Here is a 14,699-nt window from a genome sequence, read left to right as displayed (position 1 = left end):
GAACTATCCAGCGCTATCCCCGTCTCCTATCTGCGGAAGCTTGATAATGATAGTTTTCCACAGTCTAAACCGCCGGAATCTCTCCCGGCGGTCTTCTTATTTCACCGCAAGATGCGCCACACTGCATGGCGGCAGTGTAAACTTAAAAGCACCATTATCTAAAATAATATTGTGAAATGGTACCGGCTGCACCTTTGTCGGCTCCTCAAAAGTATTCTTTGCATGTATATCTCCAGCCAATAACTCACCCTTCACCTCTTTTACTTCTCTCTCCATGATTTCAGCCTCAATCTCACTGGCTTCATCAGCCGATAAATTAGTAATAGTTATATGCACCTGTCCTATGTCATCAACCGATACGGAATGCGTAAGATTCGGAACCATAAATGCCTCCTCCAGACCAATCCTGGAAATCTCCAGGGTGCTTTCCACAAGAGAAGCTCCCTGATGGCACTTATACATTTGAAACACATGGTATGTAGGCGTTTTTATCATCCGTTCCCCTTCTGTCAGCAGTACAGCCTGAAGCACATTTACCATTTGGGCAAGATTAGCCATTTTCACTCTGTCACAATGTTTATTAAATAAATTAAGGTTGATTCCCGCAACAAGGGCATCACGCATGGTGTTCTGCTGATACAGAAATCCCGGATTTGTACCCGGTTCACAGTCATACCAGGTTCCCCACTCATCTATGATCAGTCCGATCTTCTTATCCGGGTCATACTCATCCATAATCTGACCATGCCGCTCAATCAGTTCTTCCATATACAACGTCTTGCTCAATGTTCTGTACCAGTCCTTTTCATTGAAAAAGACAGCACTTCCCTTTTCCTTCCCATCCCCGGGAACGGTATAATAATGAAGCGATAAGTCATCCATAAACCCGTGATGTTCCGGCGCAGAGCTACGGAAACAGGTGTCCAGAACCGTTCTGGTCCATGTATAATCGTCTGCATTTGGACCGCAGCAGATTTTTTTAATGCCTCCGTCATTTCTATAGTCCCGGATATAGGTCTGATAACGTCTGTATTCATTTGCATAATATTCCGGGTTCATATTGCCGCCGCATCCCCAGTTTTCATTACCCACACCCCAAAACTTTACATCCCAGGCTTCCTCGGAACCATTCGCCTCACGAAGCTGTGCCATAGGTGACAATCCCTTGAAGGTAATATACTCTACCCACTCCGACATTTCCCTTACAGTACCGCTTCCCAGGTTTCCGTTGACATATGCACTGCACCCAAGCTGGCGGCAAAGTTCAAAATACTCGTGTGTTCCAAAGCTGTTGTCTTCCACCACACCGCCCCAGTGTGTATTGATCATCTTCTTTCGTTTCTCTTTCGGGCCGATGCCGTCCATCCAATGATATTCATCCGCGAAGCATCCGCCTGGCCACCTTAATACAGGTACATTTATTTCTTTCAAAGCATTGATTACATCTGTTCTCATTCCGTTTACATTTTCAATGGGTGAATCCTCACCCACATAAATCCCGCCATAAATACAGCGCCCCAGATGTTCCGAAAAATGCCCGTAAATTTCTCTGTTAATCTTTCCTGCTATCTTATTTGGATGAATCCGTAATTTATGCATTCTACCATCCCTCTGCTTCTGAAACTGCAGTATCTCTGTTTTTCAATAATCCAGCACCTTCACATGAAAATTTTCAAATGCGGCACAGCCATTTTCCGCAAACATACCAATGTAAGTGCCTGTAAATGTCATATTTCTCGTACTTTCTGTGCAGAGGCCTACCGTCAGCCCGCTTCCCAGTTCCACAAATGTTTCACCGTCCAGACTATAAGAAAATCTGTAATATGTTTTATCTGATACGATCCGCAGCTTAACATTTTCTGCTGCAGGAATTTCCGCACTTGCTGTAACTGTAAAAATGTCATGAATATGTTTCGCCAAACAAACTTTCCATCTGTCCATTTCTCTGCTCAGATAAATCTCATAGTGATAGGAATCATTATAATAAGCAGTAAGACCTGCACGCATTCCCTGTACTGCATCCAGCAATGAAACATCTGCCACGGATACCGTCTCAAACCCTTTCTGCCGCACACCGATCCAGGTTGGGCTTGCCATCTCATTGATGGTTGTACTGGTTCCTCTAAGAATCAGTTTTCTCTTTGCAGTATCCCTCACATAATTCTCCATAGATGGATTCCTCAGGAAATTATAATGCAGGCTGAACCTATCCTGTGAAAAATCGTCTGCAAAATCACGGTTGACCGGTGCCGGGCTTTCTCCGGGAAGGGGACCTTCCATCTCCGGTGAGATCAAACCGTTTTCCCCTACAATAGGCCATCCGTCTTCTGTCCACACAACCGGCGTCAAAAAAGTCTCACGCCCCAGATTGTGAAGCAGTACCCTGTCTTTTTTCTCCTGACATGGACGGATTGCCAGACAGACCAGCCACCAGTTACCATTGTGGTCCTCTATCATATCTGCATGGCCGGTACAGTAAATCTCCTCCCTCATGTCATCTCTGTGAGTGAGTATCGGATTATGGGGGCACGCCTCAAATGGTCCGTAAGGGCTGTCTGACCGCAGTATGGTTTCCATATGTCCGTATTCCGTGCCGCCTTCAGCCAGCATGAGATAATATTTTCCAAACCATTTATAAAGATGCGGGCCTTCCGCATACCTGCCGCCGCATCCTCTGCTGATCACCACACTTTCCGTGAGCCGCTCCCCTGTAAAAGGATTTACCTGGCAGAGGAAGATCCCGGTTTTTCCTTCACTGTCCATACTGGTGGACGCAAAATACACCGTTCCGTCATCATCAAAAAGCAGGGACGGGTCAATCCCCCCCTGATCTACCCAGGCAGGCTCCGACCATCCTTTTTTCATATCCGTGGTATGTACAATAAAATTCCCTTTACCTGATGTATTCGTTGTCGTCATAAAAAAAATTCCCTGATGATAACGGATTGTAGGTGCATAGATACCTCCCGAAGGCCTGCACCCATGTAAATCAAGCTGAGATTCTTCTGTAAGGCAATACCCTTCAAGCTCCCAGTTCACAAGGTTTCTGCTGTGATAAACGGGAACTCCCGGATAAAATTCAAAAGATGAATTAACAATATAGTAATCCTCTCCTACCCGGCAGATTGACGGGTCAGGATTGTATCCGGAAATAATCGGGTTTCTGTATTTCATTTAAGTTGTCCTCCATTTTGTCTTGTTATAGTTGTGATTGTCAGGAAATGTCTCAGCCTTTCAGACCGGACATTTTTATTCCCTGGATAAAATATTTCTGGCAGGTGGCAAATATCACCAGCACAGGCAGCAGAGAAATCAGTGCCATGGACATCATCTGCCCAACCTGGACATTTCCCTGAGAGCCTTTGAAAAACTGCAGTCCGATGGCAATTGTAAACTTATCATTGGAGTTAAGATAGATTAACGGATTGAAAAAATCATTCCAGTTAAACACCAAAGCCATCACCAGAACAGCCAGCATAACAGGTTTTACTGCCGGAAGCAGAATCCTTGTGAAAACCTGCAGGGAATTTGCACCATCAATTTTTGCCGCCTCATCCAGTTCCTTTGGCAGAGTCCTGAAGAACTGGATAAATAAAAAGATATTGAACGCGCCTCCCCCAAGCCAGCTTGGGATAATAAGCGGCCATATGGTATCCACCATTCCCAGTTTGTAATAAAGCAGATACTGTGGAATCAGTGTGACCTGCGTCGGCAGCATCATGGTACCCAAGAGCACCATAAACAGAATCTTTGATAATCTGGACTGGAACCGTGCAAACCCATAGGCGACTACAGAGGATGACAGTACGGTCCCTACTGTGGCAAGAAAGGTAATCACCGCAGTGTTTTTAAAATAAAGCTGAAAATTGGCCCCTTTCCATCCTTCCACAAAATTCTCGATTGTACCATTCTTGGGAATAAGAGTGGGAGGCATACTATAGATATCCGACATTGGCTTAAAGGATGTGGAAACCATCCATATAAATGGGAAAAGGCAGATAACAGCAGCAATGACCAGCACAAAATATGTCAGTATCCTTGCCATTTGCTTTGTCTTTTTTTGTGATCTTGTACGCATATTTTATCTCTCCTTCTCCTTAATCATCATAAAACACCCAGAATTTAGATGTGGATACAACTACAATTGTGATCAGCATGATCACCGCAAACATACTCCAGGCCATCATGGAAGCATACCCCATCTTCCCATATAAAAATCCGTTGTTATACAAGTGCATAGCCGCCGTATAGGTACTGTTCAGCGGACCGCCGTTGGTGAGGATCAGCGGCTGCTGGAATACCTGAAACGCTGCGATCACTGTAACAATAAGATTAAAATATATGGTGGGCGTACACAAAGGCAGCGTAATATAAAACGTCTGCCGCAGGGAGCCGGCCCCGTCAATCTGTGCGCTTTCATAATAAGACTGCGGAATATCCTGTATACCTGCCAGCATAATGATAATGTTATTTCCTATGGTCCACAGCGACAGGATCACTATGGAAATCATGGCTACATTTTTATCCCCCAGCCAGTTTGGCCCCTTAATCCCCACAAGGGATAGTATGTAATTGATAATTCCGAAATCCTTCTGGAAAATCCATCCCCAAAGGATTGTCACCGCAACCCCTGAGGTAATGTATGGGATATAAAATGCAGTACGGAAAAATCCCAGACCTTTTACTTTCTTGCTCAGAAGCAGTGCAACAAAAAAGGCAAGTATAATGCTGCACGGAACGAACATAAATACATATTTCAGGGTATTCAAAAAAGCTCTCCTGAATAAAGTGTCATCCGTAAATGCATATTTCCAGTTATCCAGCCCCACAAATTCCCCGATTCCCGTAAGATTCATATTTGTAAACATCAAATAAAAAGAATACAAGATCGGATACAATGTAAGTACAAGGAATCCGATCAGCCAGGGAGCTGTATAAATATAAAAATTCCTGGCTTCTCTTTTTTTCATGGTTGTATATTTTTTTTGTTTTCCCGGTTTCCTCAAAATTCCCATGCCTCCAATCGACCATAGAAAGTACACACTGTGAACCCGCTATTGTCATGAATTGTCAGAGGTTACCCCCGGTTCAAAACAACCCGGCGGATAACCTCTGCTTCTGTGTCATCCTGACTGTCAGTTGCCGTTTGCCTCGTTAAATGCCTTTTCCAGAGCCGGATAGTATTCTTCCATAGCTTCCTCTGCAGTCTTGCCGTCTATGGTTACTGACTGCCAAATCTGTGTATACACATCGCCGGCTGCTGAAAATGCACCGCCCCATATATTCAGTTTCGCACCGGACAGACCGTCAAGAAAAGCGCTGTTTTTAATCGGTCCATACTCTAAATCTTTGTAATAGGTCTCTGCAATATTTTTGCAGGATGTAAGACCGATCTTACTGGTTTCTTTCGCCATATCTTCATTTGCATACGCTGCTTCTTTCAGGAAAGTCCAGGCTGCATCTTTGTTCTTTGAAGTTTTCAGCATGGCATAGCCTGTGGCGTACATGAGATTGTTCTTTCCATTTTCCACTTTAGGCATAGAGACAGCATCCCATGAAAAATTATCTCCCACTTCCTCTGCGATCAGCTTTGTCTCAAATCCGCCCAGCGTATACATGGCCGCGTGTCCAGATACAAATAACTGTTCCTTCGGGAGGCTCTTTGCTGCTGTGTCATCCGGCATTGCCTTGCTCTGAACCAAATCTCCGAATAAATTCAGTCCGTCTTTTACTTCCTGGCTGTTAACTTCACATGTCTTTAAGTCATCTGAGTATGCACTTCCGCCTTTACAGATCACAGACAATCCTGCATCAATCCAATGGTTTACTATTCCGTAGGTAGCATCCGCTCCTTCTCCTCCGGCAAACTTTTTAGCGTTCTCTGCCAGGTCGTCCCATGTCCAGTCATTGGTAGGATACTCTACACCAAACTTGTCAAACATATCTTTGTTATAAGCCAGGACAAAAACATTCTCCAATAAAGGCATAGCCTCAAGTTTACCATCCGGGCGGTAATACGGTTCGATCATTCCCTCTGTTATTACAGATTTGAGGTCAACGCCTTCTTTTTCCACATAAGGATTCAGGTCTTCATAATATTCCGTATATAACCCATAATAATCCGGGGACATCTGGATAACATCCGGGCCGGTACCTGCCGACAATGCTGCTGTCATCTTCTGATCCCATACATGGTCAGCGGTAGGAATCACAGAATGTTCCACCTCTATTTCCGGATGTGCCTTCTGAAATGCCTCCACCATTGTCTCTCTTGATTTCTTCTCCTCATCTGCTCCCCAAGACCAGATTACCAGTTTTTCCTTTACCTTGCCGTCTGCTGTTTTTGCGTTTGCCTTTTCTGAATTGCCGCCGCAGGCTGTCAAACCTGCAAGCATGACTCCAACCAGTCCCACAGCTGCCAATTTTTTTAATTTCATCATTCTTCCTCCATCCATTTTCAATAAATTTATATATACATCAAAGCTGCGCGCTGTACTTTGATATATGTTCCTGATTATGTAAAAACCTGCTAAACAGATTCTATATTTTTTACGGTCTCTCCCTCCAGAATTTCAAACGGAGAGTAATTCATGTATTTATATTTGTTTCCTTCTAATACATTTATTAAAACATCTACGCATTCAGCACCCTGGCGTTCCGGGTAGATGGCTATTGTTGTCAACTTCGGCTCATATCTTTCTCTTGTAAAAAGCCCGTCAATTCCTATAACAGAAACATCTTCCGGCACACTGTATCCCAAAGACTTTAACTCTTCCATCATTCCAAATGCCATATCATCATTAAAACAAATGATGGCCGTGGGCTTATGTGCAGATGCCTTATACATCCTCGCTGCCCTTCTGCCTATGAAAAACAAATCCAGGTATACAAACCCTTCCGCTTCGCAGCTAAAGTCCTTCTGGCTGCTGTTCTTTGGTTTTTCTGTCTTATTCAAATCTCCCTGTACATCCAGGATATATTTCCTGTAATCTTTCCCTATTTCCTGCATCATCCGCTCTTTCCAGTAGCGGTAGCGGAGATTTGCGTAGCCCTCGTTAAAAGGAAGCGCCATACCAATTTTTCGATGGCCCTTTTTCCGGAGATAGTCAATCGCCGTATTGATAACTTTTCTATTATCAATAATAACTGCCGGCATAGGTTTGGCAAAAACAACTGATGGATCAAAACTCGCCGTAACTGTCGGCAGATAATAGTTTTTTCCGATACTTTCCGCATATGCCTGTGCCACTGTCTCTGTAGGAAAAAGCGCACCGTCTGCCAATGTCTTTTTCACCATCTCGAAATCCCGTTCATTCATGATAGCCATAACATGGTATCCCTTTTTTTCAGCTTCCCTGGCCATGCCATGATACATCTGGTTATAGTATGTTCCTGTAAGGTCTCCGCAGAAAAATAACAGCTGGTATGTCTTCCTCTGCTGCAATGCCATTGCAACAGGATTTGGCATATACCCTACGCGGTTCGCAATCTCCAGAATTCGTCTCTTTTTTTCATTGTCAACGTATCCGCTGTTGTTAAGTGCTCTCGAGACCACAGACACCGAAACACCGGCCTCTTTCGCTATATCTTTTCTGGTAACATTTTTTTCCATGATTTACTCGATTTTTCCTTTTGTGTAATATGCACTATTTGTATAGTCACAATACTATATGATATGGCCGAAATCTTCAATATACAGAAACATGGTCACGCGTCCACTTAGGCAAGTTGGTTACTTACACTCTGTTCTTAACAGCACCTTATGCATTTTGCAAAATACTGCCAATCCGAAAGACTATGATTCTCGCTACCCGTAAGCCCATGTGGCAGACTGCAAAGGTATTTGCATACCTAAAAGGCCGTCCAGAATCTGCCCCAAATAAAACAGCACGTCCCGATACATCTCCATGTCATCTCCCATATACACAGACAGCATCTCCAAACCGTTTAGCATGGCCGCCCTCTTCACCTGGATATGGGTTACTTTCACCCCGACCTCCGTGTTAATCCTCCCGGGCCTGTAATACCTTCCGGTGTTCTCCTGCACCGCCTGTCGGAATGCCTTGCTCATCGGATACAAAAACGACACCTCCTTTTATGACACACAAAAAGCACCAATCATTCATGACTGATGCTTTAAAATAATCTTATACTGTTGAAAAGTAATTCACTGCAAACTATTTTTTCTATTTTCTTTCTATCTCATCCTCACTAAAATGACTGGCAATTTCAAAAGCCTTTACACGCCTCTTAGCCAATGTGATCTGAGATTTATACCGGAAAGCATTTTCTTTTGCTTCAAACGTTTTTATCGTTTCTCTCAGCTTGTGCAAAGTTGAATCAATCTGTCTTTTCGCTTCCATTAATTCATCCATCGAATAATCCATACTCGTATTCCCCATTATCTCTATTCTTCCGAACTGACAATCTAATATTTATAAAAAACACAAAATATAAACTTGTAACTACTGAAAAAATTCAACTTGTAATCATGATTTCTAAAACACTGCTTACCGCATATATACCAGTACCGCCGGATTACTTTGTTGTTTTTACATCTGTATACTTTATGATTTTAATATTTTTTTGTTTGGCAAGTGAAATTGTTTTTTCCTTACTCCCCTTAGAATTTCCGCTTCCCGATGTCAGAATCAGTTCAATTTCTTTTCCTTCAGGGAGCAGTTCCAGAATATTATTAAAAGGTGTGGAGGGAAAGCCTGCCCAAATCGGAACCGCTACAATCACTTTTGCATACTCAGATAAATCAAACGTAACTTCTTTAATTTCTGTTTTCTTCTGCCTTCTGGCGGCAAGAGACCCACAGACATAAGCATTGAAAGTGGAACGATTCCTTTTTTCCTTTACCTCAATCAAATCGGCATCTATATCCCGTGCCGTTTTTTCAGCCAGTTCCCTCGTTTTTCCTGTATAAGAATAATAAATAATTACAGATTTCATCCCTATCTCTCCCTTGCGCGAATATTTTTTCTGCCCCCCCTCAAATGACCGGAGGGCTTTCCCACGACAGTGGCATATTTTTTTGAATTTACATTCTGATTTCCCGATTCTTTTTCATCGTTCCGATTCCTTTTGCACAGGCGGGAACGGATTCTCCGCTGATGTATATGCATCAGGGATTGCTTCCCCTTTAAACAGAGCATCCCCATTGCGCACTAAAATATCTTTTCCTGACTCTGTCCCCCAAACGCTGTGCCCGGAGCCGGGTGCAATTACAAATCTGACATCGTCAAAATATTCCCTGTACTGGTAATGCATCTGCCATGGCACAACACCGTATTCCGGCTGCACAACCAAAACCGGAGGTGTATTCTTTTCCTTTAAGGCAGCTGTGAAATCAGGGGATTTTTCAAGTGATTCTGTATTCAGTGCATTGGAAAGATAATTCATATGTCTCATCGGTCTTCCATCTTCTGTAATTCTGCAATCCCTACTAAAATCAAGATTTCCTTATGAGAAGCACGACGGTTTCAACGTGCGGTGAAAGTTGTCTTTTATACTACATGGCAAAAGAATTTATTATAAAAGTGCGGTGGGTAAGTTTAGTCTGTCCATTCACCCCACTTACCCCTTTTTAATTAAAATCACCCCTTTATGAAGTAATTTCCCCCTTTAATTTATCACATAAATTTTGTGATATTTAAATATGATACTATTTTTCATAGGTTATTTACTTACCGACATCAATATTTGTTCAACTTTATCTAAAAGGTAATCCGATGGTTCCTCACCATTTTCCTTCATATATATCATTTTTATTAAATCATTATCATCCAAGCTAATAATTAATTTTCCACTTTCTTTTAAACACCCTAAAGATGCTTTCTGGGCATTTGAATCAAAACCTTTTCGTGAAATAATAAAAGCCACATTCCTTAGCGCGACAGGAAACAAGTATTTTTCTGTAATATATATTAAGTTTTGCGAAATGTAATCCGAATAATTTTTATATTCAAAAACAACAAATTTTGTATGATAAAATGTTATAAGAAATTTCCAAAACTCCGTTGTCCCTTTTAACGAGCACAACAGATCCATACGGAACATCTCATCATCTGTTTTATGCTGTTCTGAAATTTTAAAAAACTCTGTGTCAAATAGATATTTTATTATTTCTGTGCAAATTATTTCATACTTCTTATCTGCATTATCCAACCTACCCAATCTACACTTTTCCAGCTTCTCTTGAAAAACTTCTACATAAGATATTGTCTCTTCATCTATTGTAATATCATTTGTTTCTACTTTTATATTTATTGGTTTTTTTGCTTCTACTTCCAAAGTGGAGTATGGAATGCAACTTGTCAATAATTGCAATAGCTCCTTATTTTCCTCACATAAATATATCAGATTACGTATATCCCATATTTCTACATCAAATCTATCAAAAATTTCTCTTTGTGAATCTTCATCGATTTCGCATGGCATGACAATAACAAAAGAGATTTTTTCAGCTAGATTATTAGAAAGCATAATCTGTTTATATTGTAAAATTTGCTTTAAAGCATTATTAAGAATAATCTTTGAATTATATAAATTTCTGTAAGACTTCACTTCTAAAACTATTTTTTTATCTTTTTCCGCAACTATATCTGCTCGCATACTACTTTTAGGCTCGTTGGATATACTAACTTCTCTTAATATATTTTTATATCCTTGATAATCTAATAATTTTATTAAAAAGCGCTCTATAAATTCTCTTTCAGTTATATACCCACTATAACCATCTTTTACTGCATCTTTGGTCGTATATGTATATAAACATTCTGCATCATAAAACCAATCTTCAGATGATTCTAAATTTTGCAGCACACCCAAAGCCTTTATATGTTCTATATTCAACAGTTTAAGGCAACTTTCTTTTTTTAAAAATTGAGCCTCATCACAAATCATAAAATCAAATCGACTAAAGTTCAATCTGTTTTTAATAACATCTTGATATGTCGTAATTAGAATTTTTTGTTCTTTTAGTTCACGTACATGTGTTGCTATATTCACATATTCAATCATTTGAAATACTGCAGCTTTTATCTGCTTACACAGCATAGACCTCGATGAAAGAATTAGTATAGATGCATTATTATTTTTTAATATTGTTTGTATTGCAACCGCAATAATTAACGTTTTACCAAGCCCTGTTGATATATACATTTTGGCTTTACATTTATCAGATTTGAAAAATTCATATATATTTTCAACCGCCTCTTTTTGATAATATCGAAGATTTTCCAAATATGTCACTTCCCTTCTACTGCCATCCTCATGTATCTTTACCTTACTAATTATTATCCCTTACTGTCCCTATCTAATTGCTTTAATAAGGCGATATGCCAAGATATTCACGTTTTGCTAAAGGGTATGGGTTTTGCCGGATTGTATCTTTTGCCCAACGAAACCCTCATTTTCAAACTATCCGGCGTTAACCCCGTCTCCTTATCTGCGGAAACTTATCCATCTCACCTTCCGCAAAAACACAACTCCATTTTCTCCAAACAATCCCACACCCCCGCCTAAAATCAAGGTTTCCGCACGAGAAGCACGGCGGTTTCCACATGCACCGTCTGACAAAACTGATCCACACAACACACCCTCTCCACCCGATACCCTTCCCTCAAAAACACTTCCAAATCCCTACTCAAACTACTGGGCTTACAAGATATATAAACCATCTTCTCCACCCCATACTCCACAATCTTAATAAATGATGCACTTAGGTGTCTAAGTATATTTTCATTTTTCATATTTGCTAACTCCTTGTAAGTAATTTACCATACAAAAGAAGGGTTGTGAAGTCAAATGACCAAAGTAAAACATGAAATCCATATTAGCAATCTCAAAAGAATCCGTGTTTCAAAGCGTATGACCCAGGAAATGTTATCTTCCAGATCCGGCGTGCCAATTAAAACTATTGGAAATCTGGAACAGCTGCGCCGCGATATCAACCATTGTCGTGTTGATATTATATACAGACTTGCCCAGGCCCTTGATTGTGATATGCTGGAGATTTTAGATCAAGACAAATTACGCGCACAATTACCCCACACCCTTAGTAGTTATAGCATAACAAACAGCTCTTTAGAAGTCGAATAGGCCAGCATATCAAACGCCGGCCTACCCTGTCATACCTACTCGGCTTGTTGGAATGCAAACTCATCTTCACAGCAGTTCCCTGATCACATCTTAATCCTCCGCACATTCTTTTCCTGTGCCGGCAGTTTCTCTGCTTCTATGGATGATGGTATATGGAGAGCTGCATCTTCCTGAAATCCTTCGATCATATTCACTGGGACCTTTTCTATCAGCCCCGGGGACAAGTCCTGCATCTCACAGATCTCTTTACGGGCCTCCTCCATAGAAAGCGCTGGGGCATCTAATTGTCCGCCATCTATCAGCTCACCCGTATGAGCAAACAGTGTATAATCATATCCCGTGTCACAGACCTGGATATAAAGGTATTGATCATTATCCAGGCAATAAGCGGCCTCCCGTTCAGGTCCGGGCAGGAATGTATGGGTGATATCCGCAAAGCCCAGGCTGTCCACATAATACGCTGTCTCCTGCCCTTCCTGGTGTATGACCACTACATCCGATACAGAAAGGCTGTGACCCTTAAAATCCATCGGATGGTCCAGGTTAAAGCGGATATACAGATCTTCTAATGTCTCCCCTTCTTTTAGTTCCCCGGAGTAAACCTGTTCATAATTATCACTCTCCACATTTTTCCCATTTCGCTGTAGCTCAGAATAGGGTGTAAATAAGTAGTCAATCAACTTTTCAACCATTCTCAGCTGATAGATAGAATAAGTGTCTTCGCTTGAAGGCTGGCTGTCTTTAGCCGGCTGCTCCAATCCGGCTGAATCCACTGCCGGCAATGGTTCCGGATTCTCCGCCGTCTGCCCCTGCATTTCCAGCTGGTTTTCTTCCAGCATTTCTTTTTCCAAAACTATTTCCAGGCGGCCCTTTATGTGTTCTGATATCTTCTCTGCATCTGCGCAGGCCCGGAACAGCTCATTGGGATCATCACGCAGCGCTCCGATCCAGGACTTTAAATAGTCACTGTGGTCCTCCAGCACTTCTGCGGACGGATCCACACCCAGGTCTGTCTCTGTAAAAAGGGCACCCAGCTCTGCCCGCAGCTCCTCCTTCGCATAGTCCGGATCACCAAAACGCATTCCAAAGGTCCGGTTCAGGCGTGACGCATGGCCTGTGCTGTGTCCCATTTCGTGGATCAGGGTAGCGATAAAGGATCCCGCATCCTTGAACATGCCTCTCAGCGGCAGCACGATGTGGTCTTGGCCCTTTTGGTAAAACGCATTGTCCTGTACAAGCTCATATACCGGGCATTCACTGCTCCTGATCAGGTCATCTGCCAGTTTTGTAAGGTCCGGATCCAGATCATTCTTTTTCAGTTCTGGATAATCCTGCACCTGTTCCGCATTGTAAACATAAAAAAAAGCCACTTTTGGCTTTTCCAGTTCTACCTCTACCGTTTTTTGTGTCCCGTCCTCCTGCTCTGCTTTCCTTTTCTCCTTAAAGATCCATTTCTCACACATCACGCCGTGCTGCCCTGTTTTCAGGTGGTATCCTGCTTTCTCCATCTGCTTGAAGGTCATCCAGCGGGGATCCGCATAGCCGGCTTCCATCCCGGCCACCATCAGGCGCAGCCTGTTACCGCCTTTATAGACGGATCCGGATTCCGGATTGTGCGGGTAAAATGCGAGACGGTCCCAGGCAGGGCGGTTATTATGGTATCCTTCCTCCATCAGCCGGATGACTTTCTCTACAAGCTCTTTCCGGCCGTCCATCACCTTTTCAAATGCTGTCGCCATCCTCTCTCCTCCATTCTTCATCTACAGATTCATCCTTGATCTCCGCCGTTTCCTCCAGGTCATCCATATCGATCATCCCCGGCTCCTCTACCACGCCATATCGTTCTTTCCACTCTTCGATATTCACCTTGTTCTCTCCTTTCTGCTGAGCATGAGCAGTCTCCGCATCTGATTCATCTGTTTCGCTGTCAGATTCGGGTCATAAAATGTCCTGATCTCCTCATCGGTCATCCCATCCTCCAGGGCCTGGATGATCTCCTCCATCTGCTCCGGATCAAGGGGATACCGGTTGATCCAGTCATATGCTGTGCCAACAGATAGATCAAGTGTAGCACCGCCTTGTTCTTCTTCGATTTCTCGTATCCGTTCCTGGCTTTGCTCCATGAGCTCCCGGATTTCTTCCTCGTCCATGGGCTCCTCATCGAAACGCATCTGCAGTAAACTGTCTTCATCCAGGATGATATATTGCGGACTCGCGCCGGATTCTTTTTGTTTCCGGTAATAGTCGATCTCCTCCTCTTTAAGGGGTTCCAGGGATACCTGTTCCAGGTCCTGAAAGTGCATCCCGTTCCTGACGGCACGGTTAGGGAGATCATAGCAGCCCAGCTCAACCGCCTTTTTGTAACGCTCACAATTTCCTGTCTGGTATTTCTTATCCATTACCGGGTTCTCCCCTGCAAGGAGGACAATGCATTTTTCTTTGTCCATTTTCCGAAGTTCATCCTCGGTCATGAGTTTCCGACCGAGGGAATCCACATTGCTGCTGGTGGACCCGTGCGACCCGTAGGTCTTACCGCTGCTCCTTTTATTCAGTGTGAACTCTCCCAGCAGGCCGCTCACATACTCATAAGA

At 42.6% G+C, this 14,699-nt stretch carries 15 protein-coding genes and 1 pseudogene; 1 reads left to right on the top strand and 15 read right to left on the bottom strand.

What is annotated here, in order from left to right; all coding sequences use genetic code 11:
* Positions 1-96 precede the first annotated feature (96 nt).
* The 12 genes and pseudogenes from WMO65_RS13465 to WMO65_RS13410 all read right to left on the bottom strand — a co-directional run.
* Entirely contained in the window at positions 97-1,599 is a 1,503-nt protein-coding gene (locus tag WMO65_RS13465; protein WP_148393221.1) for an alpha-N-arabinofuranosidase, read from the bottom strand.
* 42 nt (positions 1,600-1,641) lie between these two features.
* Positions 1,642-3,174, bottom strand: a complete 1,533-nt coding sequence (locus WMO65_RS13460) for a glycoside hydrolase family 43 protein (RefSeq protein ID WP_148393222.1) — start codon at positions 3,172-3,174, stop codon at positions 1,642-1,644.
* A gap of 52 nt (positions 3,175-3,226) precedes the next feature.
* Positions 3,227-4,078, bottom strand: a complete 852-nt coding sequence (locus WMO65_RS13455) for a carbohydrate ABC transporter permease (RefSeq protein WP_103732457.1) — start codon at positions 4,076-4,078, stop codon at positions 3,227-3,229.
* Between the two features lie 19 nt (positions 4,079-4,097).
* Positions 4,098-5,015: a carbohydrate ABC transporter permease gene (locus WMO65_RS13450; protein WP_054351808.1), complete on the bottom strand. Its 918-nt coding sequence runs from the start codon at positions 5,013-5,015 to the stop codon at positions 4,098-4,100.
* A gap of 120 nt (positions 5,016-5,135) precedes the next feature.
* Positions 5,136-6,440, bottom strand: a complete 1,305-nt coding sequence (locus WMO65_RS13445; RefSeq protein ID WP_187370649.1) for an ABC transporter substrate-binding protein — start codon at positions 6,438-6,440, stop codon at positions 5,136-5,138.
* A gap of 89 nt (positions 6,441-6,529) precedes the next feature.
* Positions 6,530-7,612, bottom strand: coding sequence for a LacI family DNA-binding transcriptional regulator (locus tag WMO65_RS13440; RefSeq protein ID WP_054351806.1), 1,083 nt, complete (start codon positions 7,610-7,612; stop codon positions 6,530-6,532).
* Positions 7,613-7,807: 195 nt separating this feature from the next.
* Positions 7,808-8,080, bottom strand: coding sequence for a hypothetical protein (locus WMO65_RS13435; protein WP_148393224.1), 273 nt, complete (start codon positions 8,078-8,080; stop codon positions 7,808-7,810).
* A gap of 106 nt (positions 8,081-8,186) precedes the next feature.
* Positions 8,187-8,387, bottom strand: coding sequence for a hypothetical protein (locus WMO65_RS13430; RefSeq protein ID WP_148393225.1), 201 nt, complete (start codon positions 8,385-8,387; stop codon positions 8,187-8,189).
* A gap of 151 nt (positions 8,388-8,538) precedes the next feature.
* Complete coding sequence (locus WMO65_RS13425; RefSeq protein WP_187370650.1) at positions 8,539-8,958, bottom strand: flavodoxin family protein; 420 nt, start codon at positions 8,956-8,958, stop codon at positions 8,539-8,541.
* A 114-nt stretch (positions 8,959-9,072) separates the two neighbouring features.
* Complete coding sequence (locus WMO65_RS13420; protein ID WP_054351803.1) at positions 9,073-9,417, bottom strand: alpha/beta fold hydrolase; 345 nt, start codon at positions 9,415-9,417, stop codon at positions 9,073-9,075.
* 267 nt (positions 9,418-9,684) lie between these two features.
* Entirely contained in the window at positions 9,685-11,250 is a 1,566-nt protein-coding gene (locus WMO65_RS13415; RefSeq protein ID WP_187370651.1) for a DEAD/DEAH box helicase family protein, read from the bottom strand.
* A 284-nt stretch (positions 11,251-11,534) separates the two neighbouring features.
* Positions 11,535-11,714, bottom strand: a pseudogene (locus tag WMO65_RS13410) (23S rRNA (uracil-5-)-methyltransferase RumA); the annotation flags it as partial.
* A 100-nt stretch (positions 11,715-11,814) separates the two neighbouring features.
* On the opposite strand from WMO65_RS13410, the gene WMO65_RS13405 reads away from it, so the two are divergent.
* Positions 11,815-12,108 carry a helix-turn-helix domain-containing protein gene (locus WMO65_RS13405; RefSeq protein WP_118594014.1) on the top strand — a complete coding sequence of 98 codons (294 nt, stop codon included), beginning with the start codon at positions 11,815-11,817 and terminating at the stop codon, positions 12,106-12,108.
* Positions 12,109-12,191: 83 nt separating this feature from the next.
* On the opposite strand, the gene WMO65_RS13400 is transcribed toward WMO65_RS13405, so the two are convergent.
* The 3 genes from WMO65_RS13400 to WMO65_RS13390 all read right to left on the bottom strand — a co-directional run.
* Positions 12,192-13,847, bottom strand: coding sequence for a zincin-like metallopeptidase domain-containing protein (locus WMO65_RS13400; protein ID WP_187370652.1), 1,656 nt, complete (start codon positions 13,845-13,847; stop codon positions 12,192-12,194).
* On the bottom strand, positions 13,831-13,974 hold the full coding sequence (locus WMO65_RS13395) for a hypothetical protein (RefSeq protein ID WP_158587290.1): 144 nt from the start codon (positions 13,972-13,974) through the stop codon (positions 13,831-13,833). Before WMO65_RS13395 ends, WMO65_RS13400 begins: the two co-directional genes overlap by 17 nt.
* On the bottom strand, positions 13,971-14,699 hold a 729-nt coding region (locus tag WMO65_RS13390), incomplete at its 5' end, for a type IV secretory system conjugative DNA transfer family protein (protein WP_349064266.1). The genes WMO65_RS13395 and WMO65_RS13390, both read right to left, overlap by 4 nt.

Origin of the sequence: Blautia caccae (assembly GCF_040095955.1) — a bacterium.
Classification (GTDB): domain Bacteria; phylum Bacillota; class Clostridia; order Lachnospirales; family Lachnospiraceae; genus Blautia; species Blautia celeris.
The sequence above is the reverse complement of the archived record's forward strand: the minus strand, read 5'-3'. Positions and strand labels throughout refer to the sequence as shown.

What these genes read in the sequence shown, in the direction of transcription:
- WMO65_RS13465 (WP_148393221.1), bottom strand. Translation starts at nt 1,599, where the DNA reads ATGCATAAATTACGGATTCATCCAAATAAGATAGCAGGAAAGATTAAC.
- WMO65_RS13460 (WP_148393222.1), bottom strand. Translation starts at nt 3,174, where the DNA reads ATGAAATACAGAAACCCGATTATTTCCGGATACAATCCTGACCCGTCA.
- WMO65_RS13455 (WP_103732457.1), bottom strand. Translation starts at nt 4,078, where the DNA reads ATGCGTACAAGATCACAAAAAAAGACAAAGCAAATGGCAAGGATACTG.
- WMO65_RS13450 (WP_054351808.1), bottom strand. Translation starts at nt 5,015, where the DNA reads ATGGGAATTTTGAGGAAACCGGGAAAACAAAAAAAATATACAACCATG.
- WMO65_RS13445 (WP_187370649.1), bottom strand. Translation starts at nt 6,440, where the DNA reads ATGATGAAATTAAAAAAATTGGCAGCTGTGGGACTGGTTGGAGTCATG.
- WMO65_RS13440 (WP_054351806.1), bottom strand. Translation starts at nt 7,612, where the DNA reads ATGGAAAAAAATGTTACCAGAAAAGATATAGCGAAAGAGGCCGGTGTT.
- WMO65_RS13430 (WP_148393225.1), bottom strand. Translation starts at nt 8,387, where the DNA reads ATGGATTATTCGATGGATGAATTAATGGAAGCGAAAAGACAGATTGAT.
- WMO65_RS13425 (WP_187370650.1), bottom strand. Translation starts at nt 8,958, where the DNA reads ATGAAATCTGTAATTATTTATTATTCTTATACAGGAAAAACGAGGGAA.
- WMO65_RS13420 (WP_054351803.1), bottom strand. Translation starts at nt 9,417, where the DNA reads ATGAGACATATGAATTATCTTTCCAATGCACTGAATACAGAATCACTT.
- WMO65_RS13405 (WP_118594014.1), top strand. Translation starts at nt 11,815, where the DNA reads ATGACCAAAGTAAAACATGAAATCCATATTAGCAATCTCAAAAGAATC.
- WMO65_RS13400 (WP_187370652.1), bottom strand. Translation starts at nt 13,847, where the DNA reads ATGGCGACAGCATTTGAAAAGGTGATGGACGGCCGGAAAGAGCTTGTA.